1 protein-coding gene (cut by a window edge) is annotated in these 12,887 nt (G+C 72.8%); it reads left to right on the plus strand.

Going from position 1 to position 12,887, the window contains the following annotated elements; all coding sequences use genetic code 11:
* Window positions 1–12,887: the 5' portion of a lonely Cys domain-containing protein gene (locus ACFYSH_RS17955; protein ID WP_388753495.1), read on the plus strand. 25,378 nt of this gene lie beyond the right edge of the window; only the first 12,887 of its 38,265 coding nucleotides appear in the window; the start codon lies at window positions 1–3; the stop codon falls past the right edge of the window.

The raw sequence follows: 12,887 nt of genomic DNA on the forward strand, positions 1-12,887 counted from the left end.
ATGAGCATCCAGGTCTCGCCCGAGGTCAACGCGATGATCTTCATCCTCACCGGGGAGAGGCTCATGGACGCCGACGAGGATCTCGCCTTCGAGAGCCGTCGGCCCTACTCCGGCCTCGGACAGAAGCTGGACAGGCTGTCCTCGCTGATCGACAAGTCGGTACACGACATCGGCGAATCCATGCCGGACGACCTCGCCAAGTCCTACGGCAAGGCGATGGGCATGCTCATCGACGACGGCGGCAAGAACTACCTGCGCGACTTCGCCGAGCAGCTCGACAAGATCGCCGAAGGCCGGCGCAAGACCTCCATGGACATCATGGAGTCCAAGTGGCAGGTCATCGCCGAGATCATCCGGCTGCTCATCGAGATCGCCATCTACCTGGCGATGTCGTTCTTCACCGGTGGCGCATCGGCCAGCCAGATCATGCTGGCCAAGATGCGCAGCCGGTTCTTCATCCTCACCACGCTCAGCCACCTGCTCCAGCGGCTGCATCTGGCGCCCTCGCTGACCGAGGCGTTCGCCGAGGCGTTCACCACCTTCGCGGTGCGGCTGGCGATGATGAACTTCGCCCCGGACGGCCGTCGTCCCGACGGCATCGACTGGAGCGACATCGGCAAGGCCGCCGCGTTCGGCGCCGCGGCGGGCTTCCTCACCAGCGTCTTCGACCAGTTCGCGCGGAGCATCGTCAGGAGCTTCGACAACAACTTCCTCAAGAACGCCCCGGATCTCGACTTCAAGAACAACCCCAACCTGAAGAACGACCCGAACCTCGACCTCGACACCTACGGCCCGAACCCCAAACCCAATCCGGACCCCGCCCCGGGCCCCGACCGTGACCGCCCGGACCCCACCCCGTACGGGAACGGCCCCAACCCCTCGAACAACCACGTCCCGGTCACCTTCCGGAACAACCCGCTCTCCTTCCGGAACAACACCGAGCTGTGGCGGAACAACCAGATCCTGCGTTTCAACGCCGACCGGCCCGGCGCTCTGGCCGGGCACTACGGGCTCAAGGGCGTGACCGACTTCCTTGCCGCCGGCTCCGGCGAGGCGCTCGCGGAGATCCTGATCAAGGGCGCGTTCGACGGCGACTGGTCCACCAGTTGGTCCACCTTCGTCGGCGCGGGCATCAGCAGCCAGGTCGAGGCCACGCTCAGCGACACCGCCGTGAACAGCGCCGCCGAGCTGCGCCACGCCATCGACAAGCTGCGCAACCCGCCGCCCACCGTCTCGGGCGGCACCACGGACTCCGACGACGGTTCGTCGCGCTCGGGCGGCGGCTCGGAGCGCACCGACGGTCCCTCGCGTCCGGACACCACCGGCGGCGACGGTCCCACGCTCACCTCAGCCCCGCCGGTCTCCCAGCAGACCACCGGACCGGGGGCCGTCAACGGCAGCCAGTCGCCTCCGCCGTACGTCTCCGAGAACCCGCCGCCGTACACGTCCCTGGACCCGCCGCCGTACTCACCGGGGCCGCTGCCCACGACAGCCACCGAGAACGCGCTGTGGCAGCAGGTGCACCAGGGCCCCGCCGAGGTCCGCGAGCAGGCGCTGCGTGACCTCGCCGCCCTGCGCGGCGCCCAGCCGCCCGGCAGTGCCGAGATCGGTGTCCGCGACAGCCTGCACAGCAACCTGTCGCAGCTGCCCGAGGTCAGGGTTGTGCCTGCCGGGGGCAGCCCCGCCAACCACGTCGACACGGACGAGGTCCGCCGCGCGCTCGACGGCTTCGGCACCCAGGTCACGGTGGACGCCCCGATCGCGGTGGACGCCACTCCCGGCACGGTGGACAGCCCTGGCACGGTGGGCGAACCCCATCCGGTGAACAGTCCCGGTACGGTCGGCGGCCCTGGCGCGGCGGACGGCCCGGGTGCGGTGAACAGTCCCGGCACCTCCGGCAACAGCCCCACCACGACCTCGGGAAACCCCGCCGCACGTCCCACCGGGGACAATGCCGGCCTCGGGGTGGACCACGGCCTGGACGCGCCGTCGGACGATGTCGCGGACGGGCCGGGTGCCGCACTCGGGCAGTCCCCGGAGAACGTCGCTGTGGACGTTCCGGCGGAATCCGCTGTGACGTCGCCGTCTCCGGAGAGCAACGTCCCGGCCGCTCCGGTGAACATTGCGCAAGGGTCTCCCGAGAGCGACACCCAGGGTGTCCCGGAGAGCAGCCTCCAGACGTCTCCCGAGGAAGCGGCGGGCCGGAACGACACCACGGCCACCGTGCCGGGGGGCCAGGCGAACCCCACCCCCGTTGCCACAGGCGGCAGCCCCACGACCTCCTCCACTCCCGGAGCGGGCAGCGGCGCACGGCCGGGTGGCGTGCCCACGGCGGGAGGCGCCCCGGCTTCCTCCGCCGCGTCCCCGCAGGGCACCCGTGCTCCGGACGGCGTAGTCCCGGTGGACGGCTCGCCGACCGCGACGGACGACTCCACGCAGACCACTCCCACGCCGGAGGCGGTCGACCCGAACGGGACCGACGTCACGCCGGACTCCGGCGGGAGCGTCACCACCCCCGTCGGCGACAGCGCCACGGGCGACACCCCCACGGCCGTCGTGACCACGGTCGACACCACCACCGCTCCGGCCGTCGACCCCACCGCCGAGACCGCTCCCCATTCCACTGCCGACACCGTCACGGCTCCGCCGAAGGTGAGCACCACCGGCTCGTTCGCCGACACCGGCGACGTACGTGATGTCAGCGGCACGGCCGACCTGAAGTCCGGCTCCACGCCCGTCGGAAACCCCGGCACCGTCCCGGCACCGCCCCTGACGATCGTGGTGTCGGAGGTGCCGCCGCCGGGGGAGGGGTCGCCGGAGGCGGCCGAGTTGCTGGACGGGGCCGGGACCGACCGGGCCGTGGTGCTGGGACCGGCGGTCACGCCCGAGGGAGCAGGACGCCCGGTACGTGCCGCGGTCGAGCTCACCCGAGAGGGGCCTGGGGCCCCGGTCCAGGTCCGTCCGCTCACCGCCCCCGCGCAGGTCGCGACGGCTGACGGCGCCACCGACACCCCGGGCACCTCGTTCCCCGGCGCGGACGTTCTGCTGCCGCTCGCCGACGCCCTCGGCCCGGCGGGCCCGCCCGCCACCCGGAGCACGGGGACGGCCGACAGCGCCCCGGTCGTCACCTCCACGGACGCCACCCCGCCGACGGCGCCCGGCTCGGACACGGCGACGCCCGTACGCGGCGACGGAGCCGTCTCGGAGTCCACGTCCGGCGTCGAGTCCGGCCCGGCCAAGATCGCCACCTTCTCGCGCCCCTGGAGCGAGACGGCCACCGATCTGCACCTGGAGTCGGGCGAAGGCGGAACAACCGGTGCCGGGGCCGCAGGACAGGACGTCGGCCCCGGCGCGGGACACGGCACCGGGAACGGAACCACGCCCCCGCCCGCTCAGGCGACACCGGAGACCTCTCCCGCGACTCCGCCCGTGGCACCTCCCCAGCCGCCCGCCCGGATCGTCGTACGCCCCGCTGACGGCGGTGTCTCCGACGTCGGCGGAAACGGGTCACAGCGCCCGGCGAGGGAGCCCGTCGTCGTCACCCTCGACGGCTTCACCGTGCCGACCGCCCAGCTGCGGCGCCTGATACCGGAAACGGCGGTACAGCCCACGCCGGGCCGAGCCGTGCGGACCCTGACCATCTCGCAGAGCACGGCCGACGACGGTACGGCACACGACGCGGGGCGCAGGGCGCTGCTCGGCCAGGACGCCTTCCGCGGCGTACGCACCGTGTCCGTCCCCGCATCCCCCTCCGCACTCCCGCCCACGGACTCCGCCGCAGGGACCGAAGTGGCGCCGTCCACCCGCCGTACCGTGTTCACCGGCCCGCCGGCCCCGCTCCCCGGTGCGGGCACCGAGCGCGGCGCCGAATACTTCGTGACACACGCCACCTCCCGCACCGTCACCCTCGGCACCGAGGACGCGGCGCGCCCCACCGTGAAGCTCAGCGGCGTGCAGTTCGGCGAGGCGCTCCGGATCTGGGCGGACGGTGACGACGACCTGGACCGGCCGCTGGTGCTGTACTCCTGCGAGGCCGGACGGCAGCCCGAGGTGGCGGGGCTGCCGGTGGGCCAGCACGTGGCGAACCGGACCCGCCGTCGGCGGGTGTACGCGCCGACCACTGAGGTGGGCACGGCCCGTGACCGGAACGGCGAGGTCCGCGCGGTGCTCACCGACGGCCCGGATGGGCCGGGACGGTGGCGGCTGTTCACTCCGGAGCCCACCGGCGCCGACCTGGACGCAGTGGCGCGCGACGCCGGCCTGCACGCGGGCCCGGAACCGGCCGACGCCTTCACCCGGGCGCGTACGCTCCAGCAGATCCGCACACTGCGCGACGCCCTCGGCCCCGACGCCGAACAGCGGCCGGAGAATCGCGAGCTGCTCGCCGGGCTCGCGTACGTGGACGGCCTGCGCTGGCTCGACCCGGACACTGCGGCCCGCTACGGCGACGGGCGGATGACCCCGGACCTGCTGCGCCGGATGACCACCGACTGGCACGCCGCCACCGGCGGCCCCGCGGCCGGTTCCACCGACGACTCCTCCGCCGACCCCACACGTGAGCAGTACGAGGCGTTCCTGCGGGCGGCGGCGGAGTTGCGGGCCGGTGCGGGCCCCGACACCACGCTCGAGGAACTGCTGCCCCCGCCGCCGCCCGAGCTGTCCCCGGCCACACCGGTCTCCCAGGAGGACGTGCGCGGGCTCTCCTACGCGCCGTCGGCGGACGTCGTCTGGTCCTTGTCGTCGAACACACCGCTGCCTCTGTCCGAGCTGGCTCTCAGCCCCGAGGACACCGCCGAGTTGGCACGCCGCCTGCACGACCCGGCGCCCGCGGCCACCCCCCAGGAGGAGAAGCCGACCCCGGCTCCCCTCGTGAGCGGTGAGGTGAACGCGTACACGGCGCGGCACGCGTACGGGATGCCGGAGAAGAATTTCAAGGGGTTCCGTGATGTGGCGCGGGACCGGAACGTGGTCATCGATGTGCGTCCGACGAATCTCCTCGCTCCGAAGTGGCTCGAGGCGGGGGCGTTGCCGAAGCCTCAGGAGATCAAGGCCAAGACGGTGAACCAGGTCGATGTTCTTCTGGGTGCTGATCCGGGGAACATCGGGCTCGTCGGGTTTTTCAAGCCGGTGATGCCTGCGGCGGAATCTGTGCCGGAGGGTGCTTCGGAGAGGGTTCTGTCGCGTTTCAATCAGCGGTCGACGGAGTTCCGTGAGCTGGGCGCGAAGATGGCGGCGTTCGAGGCGGAGAACAGGTTCGTCGTGCGGGACGGGGTGGTCTTCGGGGTGGGTGCGGACGGTGGTCGTCGTCCGATCACCGGTGATCACGATCTGTTCGACGTGTCGACGCCGGGCGGTACGCGGCTCGCGCATCCCGCGCATGACGCGCTGATCGCGCAGATGCGGGCGAAGGACCTGGCCGTGGTGCACGGCGCGCACATGTTCTGGAATCCGCCGACCGATTTCGACAAGTCCCTCTTCGACAAGATCGTCGAAAAGCACCGGGGGCCTGACGGGGAGCCGCTTCTCCGGTTCGCTCCTGGGAACGAGAACGCCCAGCTCACCTGGACCAAGCCCCTCGTGAGCGGTGAGGTGAACGCGTACACGGCGCGGCACGCGTACGGGATGCCGGAGAAGAATTTCAAGGGGTTCCGTGATGTGGCGCGGGACCGGAACGTGGTCATCGATGTGCGTCCGACGAATCTCCTCGCTCCGAAGTGGCTCGAGGCGGGGGCGTTGCCGAAGCCTCAGGAGATCAAGGCCAAGACGGTGAACCAGGTCGATGTTCTTCTGGGTGCTGATCCGGGGAACATCGGGCTCGTCGGGTTTTTCAAGCCGGTGATGCCTGCGGCGGAATCTGTGCCGGAGGGTGCTTCGGAGAGGGTTCTGTCGCGTTTCAATCAGCGGTCGACGGAGTTCCGTGAGCTGGGCGCGAAGATGGCGGCGTTCGAGGCGGAGAACAGGTTCGTCGTGCGGGACGGGGTGGTCTTCGGGGTGGGTGCGGACGGTGGTCGTCGTCCGATCACCGGTGATCACGATCTGTTCGACGTGTCGACGCCGGGCGGTACGCGGCTCGCGCATCCCGCGCATGACGCGCTGATCGCGCAGATGCGGGCGAAGGACCTGGCCGTGGTGCACGGCGCGCACATGTTCTGGAATCCGCCGACCGATTTCGACAAGTCCCTCTTCGACAAGATCGTCGAAAAGCACCGGGGGCCTGACGGGGAGCCGCTTCTCCGGTTCGCTCCCGGGAACGAGAACGCCCAGCTCACCTGGACCGGAGCGGACACGGTCGCCCCTGTCCCGCCTTCCCTGTCCGGCAAGGACCCCGGGACGACGCCCGGCCCGGCGGACCTCGTCCGGGCGGACGGTCTCGCCTTCCACCGGGTGGCCGTCCGAGGCGACGGGAACTGCCTCTTCCGGGCGTTGCTCGACAGCGCGCGGAGCAGGGACGTGCCGCCCGCCTGGGCCGCGCGGAACATCGCCGGGCTGCGCGGTCTGGTGCGGGACCGCGTCATCGGATCCGAGCTGGGCGCCGTCGCCGACATCGCCGTACCGGACCCGGTGTTCACCGTGGTGGACGACCTCCGGATGCGCGCCCTGGCCGGGGTCGACGACGTGGACGCTCTGCGCCGGATCACCGAGGAGTGGAACCGCGTCGCGCGGGAGGTCGTCACGGACGGCGACGCGGGCCGGTGGCAGGAGATCCTCGCCGACAGCGGGTATCCGCAGCTCGCCGAGGTGGCGCCCACGCCCGCCGACGCGCGTCGGCTCGGCGGGCGGGGCCTGCTCGCCGCCGCCGCGGAACGCCCAGGGCTGTGGTCGTCCCCCTTCTCCGACCTGCTCCCGGAAGCGCTGGCGCACACGCTCGACCTCGACCTGCGTCTCGTGCGGCCCGACCCGCACGGGACGGGTGAGCTCCTCGTCACCGAGCTGAATCCGGGCGGCATCGGCGGCCCCCTGCACCTGGCGTACAACGGAAGCGACCACTACGACGCCCTGGCGCCCACTCCGGAGCCGGACTCGGAGCCGGACTCGGAGTCGGACTCGGAGTCGGACTCGCGGTCGGACTCGGACTCGGAGTCGGCCCGGCCCACCGGGACACCGGTCTCTCAGGAGCCGGACGGCTCCGGCCCGTTCGGGGAGTGGCTGCGCAGCATGGCCGGGATCACCGATCTCGACGTTGCCGAGACTCCCGACCGGGGCGACCTGGTACCCCTGGAGACCCAGCTCGAACGGCACCGCCCCGCCCGTCTGCTGACCGGCGAGGACGCCCGGCCGCCGGGGCCGGCACCGCGCACGGTCGCCTTCGAGGACGGCAGCAGGCTGCCCGCCGTCCTGATCAGACCCGGCGCCGACCCGCGCGACACCGCCCCGGACGGGGCGCGGCAGGGCGCGCCCACCGGGCTGCTCGCGGGGCCCGGCGTGCTCACCCTGCGCTCACCGGAGCTGGCCGCCCGGCAGATCATGGACACGCTGCCGGCGACGCTGCGTGCGCGGTTCGACGAGGCGGAACTGCTGCGTCTGCTCACCGACCAGCCCTCGGCGTTCACCGCCCCCCGCGGCGCCCGGCTCGTGGGCCGGGAGAAGTCCGGAGTCGGCCTGGAGATGACCGTCGAGGCAGTCCCGTACCACCGGTGGGAACGCTTCTCCGACGTGGGAGGCGCCACGGTCCGCGTGGACACGACGCGGCGCGGGCAGGCGGGTACGGGCGGCGGACGCAGCGTGGGCTTCGGGCGTCGGATCGCCGCCGGTGTCGGGATGGGGCCGCCGCTCAACTGGCTCCTGAAGATAGGCACGTCCCTGGGCTGGAGTCGCCGGACGGACTACAGCCAGGGAACATCCGCGTACCACCAGGCGGAGTACCGCGCCCACGAGGGCTCGCACCTGCACCTGGACGACGTCCACTACCGGGTGCGGGTGGAGCGGGTCACCGAGGCGCCGAAGAGCACCGGTCCGGACAGCCGGACGGCCGCTCCCACCGGTCCGTCCGTGCCGGGGCCGCGTTGGCAGCGTGCCCAGGTGCACACCGCGGAGTTCGGCATGCGGGACGGGCTGAGCTGGCGGCTGCCGGACGACCTCACCGTGCCGTTCACGGGGCCCCGCCGGGCGCCGGAGACGCTGACCTTCCCGGACGGGGTGGAGCCCCGGCTCACCGACTCCGCCGGCCTGTACATGATGGCCCCGCCGGAGGACGTCGCGCTGGAGATCTCCGGTGCGCGGCCCGGCAGTTCGGCGCACCGGACACTGATCTCGTACGTCCGCCCGGGGAGGATGCTCGGGCTGTTCGGGCGGCTCACCGGGCCGGTCAGCGGGCCCGAGCTGACCCGGGGCAGCGGGCAGCACCCGCTGGGCCATCTGGTCGTGGAGCGTTCGCTGCCGCACCGTGCCGTGCTGGTCACCGAGTCGGCCAAGGCGGAGGTGCGCGACCTCACCCAGACCACGTACCAGAACCAGCGCGGCCACGTCCGCGACACGCGGTTCGGGTTCCAGGTCACCGCCGGACCGAACTACACGCTCGTCGGGCCGGAGACCGACGTACGCCTCCAGGGCGGCCCCCTGGTGCGCATGGACCTCGCCGCCGGGCGGGGCCACTACCTGGGCACCGACGCGGCCCGCAAGGTCACCGGCAGGGTCCGGAACCATCCGACGGCGCTCTACCAGGTGGAGCGCACCCTGATGGTCCGCAAGGCCGGTGAGCCGGCCTCCGCCGCCCGGCCGGTGCGGGTGGTCAGCCTGGACTGGATCGCCACCCAGGACGCCCGCCGTCTCGCGGGCTGGGACAGCCGTACGCCCGGCCGTACGGGACCGAACCCCGACGCCGAGCCGCCGGTGCCGTGGTACCTCACCCGTGAGGACCCGGTGCACCTGGGCGGCCAGGTCCGGGCGGAGGGCTTCCGCCCGCAGGCGCGCGCCCAGGCGCAGCCGCCCGTGCCCCAGCAGCCGACACCCGATGCTCTTCAGCAGACGCCCCTCCCGACCCCGCAGCCGCCCGCTCCCCAGGACGGAACCGCACCCCAGGACCCCATGCGGGTCTTCACGGACGCCGTCCTGGACACCCTGCACCGCTCGTACCCGTCGATGTTCGTGCCGCCGCTGATGCTGCGGCACCCCCGGCTGGCCCGGTTCTGGTACGGCGACGGGCGGTTGCGCACCGCGCTGCACAACGACCGTCAGGTGCGCGAGGCGCTGAACCGGCCCACCCTCACACAGAGTCTGGACCAGCTGACCACCACCGGAGTCCCGGTATCGCTGACCGAGGACGGCAAGGTGCGCCGCGGCCACCACACGCTGATCCTGCGGGCGCGGCTGGCCGACCGCCGGTTCGAGACCACCATGAGCGAGCGGTCACTGCGCAACGGGGTGATCGGCAACGAGGTCTCCGGGCAGGGGCAGCAGGAGGCGAGCACCTACTCCGCCGGTGTCGAGGTCGGTGTCTCGCCCCGCGACCACGACAAGGTGCCCGGAGCGAACCTCCCGCGCCAGACCGGGAGCGCCTCGGTGGGCGCCCGCTACGCCCGCACCTACCAGAAGGGCTCCCGGAGCACCATCACGGTCACCCACGACCACCTGGCGTTCCAGAACGGTGCCGACCTCTACAGCTACCAGGTGGAACTGGGCGCCTCCTTCGAGGGCCACCGCCGTCCGCGCGGCTGGGCCCGGCTCCTGTCGGTCGGTCTGCTCGGTGCGGGCGTCTTCGTCAGCAAGGTCGAGGAGCGACCGCTCTTCAGCCGGGGCACCGAGACCGTGGGACGCGTGGAGTTGGCCGTGCCCGCGGCGCACGGCTCCGACCGCCACGCCCCCGCCGACCCGACCGCCGGCGGTACGGCGCCCGCGCCCGCTGCCACGCCCGTGCCGCGGCGTCTCTCCGCAGCCGAGGCGGACCGGCTCCTCGACGGCACCCTCCCGCTGCCCAGGCGGGACTCGCACGGCCGACGGCTCGTCCGGCGGCTGTTGAGCGCGCCGCACGTGGTCCTCAGCGCCGAGGGCGGCCCCCAGCGGCAGCAGCTGATGCAGGACACCGCCGACCTCGCCTCGGGCAGCTCCTGGCACGTCAGCGCGCCTGGCGCACCGGTGCGCACCGCGCTGCGCCGGGCGATGGACGGCCTCGCTGTGGCCGGTCAACTCGGGCAGTATCTCGGGCCGTTCGGCACCAGGATCACCGGACTCAACGGTGCCGGACCGTTCCGGACGCACTACCTGAAGGGCGCGATCCGTGGCGAGCTGGACAACGTACGCGTCAAGAGCGATCCGAAGCCGGCCAGCCTGGAGAACACCATCGGCAACGAGCACCGGGTGGTCGGCAGCACGAGTACCGTCTCCCGCAGCACGCTCGGCGTCCAGGGCAGCTACATGCCCCTGCAGCAGCTCCCCGGCGAACAGGCGGTCGTCGGCTCCTACTCGACCGCGCTCCAGTACGCCTGGGGCAAGGGCCGCGGCGCCTCGCAGGCCCTCAGCCGAGGACGCAACACCACCTTGACCTTCGCGGGGCGGATGTACCTGGTGGTGGCCGACGCCGTGGAGACCGTGGCGGTGCGCGACCGGTGGACGGCCGCGATGGGTACGGTCGGTACCCGTGCCGGGGCACGCGTCAGCTCAGCCGCAGGGCGGCTGTCGGAGCGCCTCGGGCGCGGTCTGTCCCCCCGCCGGGCCGCCGCGGCGCTCCAGCGGATCCGTGACGCCGTCATGTTCCACCTGCCGATACAGGACGCCATCGAGGCCGGTCTCGCCCCGGACGGGCTGGGCACCACCACACCGCGCAACCTCGGCGGCGGCTACCGGGTGCCGGCGTTCCTGCGGCGCCGACGCTTCCCGACCCACCCCAGCGGCCAGCTGGACGCGAGCGGGGCGGCGCAGCAGCTCCTGCCGCGCCTGGAGAAGATCGGCGTCCCCTCGCACGACCGGGAACAGGTCCTGCAGCGGCTCTCGCCGGACTTCCTGCGCGCTCACCTGCACGAGCTGACCACCGACGGGATGAGTCTGCCGGTCCGCTACCGCGCCTGGTCCAGCCCGCACCACCTGCCGGTCGGGGGCAGTCCCGGACAGGTGAGGTTCAAGCTGACACCGGTCACCACGACCGTGGAGCGGCTGCGCACCGGGTACGAACTGGAGGACTACCGGACCATCGCCCGCGACGACACCGACAGCGCCACCCAGGACCGTGGCGCCGACCTCACCCTGAGTGCCGGTCAGCGCGCGGCGGGCGACGGCGTCCTGGTCGCCAACCCCTCGCTCCAGGGCACGGCGGCCAAGCAGCGGGCGAGCAACCGGACCGAGACCGACGGCAGCACGGCGATGCCCAACATCGCCACCACGCAGGCACACGTGGAGATCGTCACCAGCTACATCCTGTCCGTCACCATGACGGACAGGGCCGGTGACGCGCTGTCGCCGCGAGCCGTCGCGCAGGTCGGCACCCTCAACGAGATCGCCCCCGCGGGTCTGCTCACCCCCGTGGGTGACGGGGACGACGGCGCGGTGACCGAGCAGGACATACCCGAACCGGAGCGCGCGGTACGCATGCTGACGGCCGACCAGGCTCGGCCGGAGGGCGTCACCACCTGGCGCGCCTCCGGCGGCGGCACGACCGGATCCGCCTCCGACATCCTGCCCTTCGACGACCGGATCGGCTCCGGCATCCTCGCCGTGGACATCCGTGGCGCAGCCGGTGTGCACGACGCGCTGACCCTCGCCACCGCTCGCGCCGACGGCCTCGGTGACAGCGACCTCGGCACACGGCACACGGGCCGGGAGCTCACCTCCCGCGTGCGCATGGCGCGGCACACTCCGCTCACCGGCCTGGGCACGGCTCCCGCGCAGGCGCAGGAGGAGGCCACCTCCCAAGGCGGTCTGACCGCCGGATTCCGTGAGGCGCTCGGTGCGGACGGGTCCCGGCTGCCGGCCCAGTCCTCCGCCCGTCTCTTCGGCCAGTCCCACATCGCGGACTCCCGTCTCTACGCGAAGATGCACCGCCGTGGCGCGCGGCTGCTCGCCGTGGAGAGCAAGCCCCGCATGGAGGCCATGCAACGGCGCAAGGCCTCCTACGCCCTGGAGGCCGGGATCACCGACAACGTCGAGGGCGCGGTGGGCACCGCGCCGTTGGCCGGCAACAGCAACGCCGGTATGACCAATCCCGGAGGCACCGTCCCGATCGCCGGCGCGAACGACGGCACCGCGCTCAAGGGCGCCGTGGACACCACCCTCGGCACCCACGTCAAGGTCGTCACCGACCGCAGCATGCTGTTCGCGGTTCCGGTGAGCTGGCTGGCGGTGGCCGAGGTGGACCACCGGATCACCCACAGCCGCCCGCTGCGCGCGCTCGGCCCGGCCCGGCGCGGGCCGCGCGCCGCCGAGGCCGAGACCACCGCGCTGGTCTGGCTGCGTGAGGACATCGCCCGCGACTACGGCCTGCTCGACGACAGCACGTTCCCCGACGAGGTCGGCACGGCCTGGGACGACATGGCCAAGGCAGCCGCCGACCTCGCCACGGCCGAGAAGGAGTACTACGAGGCACGTGCACGGGCCCGTGAGGCGTGGCTCTCGCTGAGCCCGGCGGAGCGGACCGCGCTCGGAGACGACGACCCCCGCCTCGCGACCGTGCTGCCGCGGGACCTCGCCCAGGCCCCGGCGGTCGTGGCCTGGCAGGCGGCCCGCGACCAGGTACGGCTGTGGGAGGCGCGCACCGACGCCGCTGCCGCCGACCACCACGGGCTGCACCTCGCCGCGGCCCGCCTCACCGCACATCACCAGGGTTCGGCCTCGGTCCCGGTGCCTGACCTGCCCCAGGCGTACTCCGAGCCGGGATGGCGCTCCGAGGCGCCGGAACCGTACGCGATCACCGGCGGCGGCGACTCCGCCCCGCGCACCCTCACCTCGCCGGACGGCGCCAC

This window comes from Streptomyces sp. NPDC005791 (assembly GCF_042871485.1).
In the GTDB taxonomy this organism is placed as follows: Bacteria; Actinomycetota; Actinomycetes; order Streptomycetales; family Streptomycetaceae; genus Streptomyces.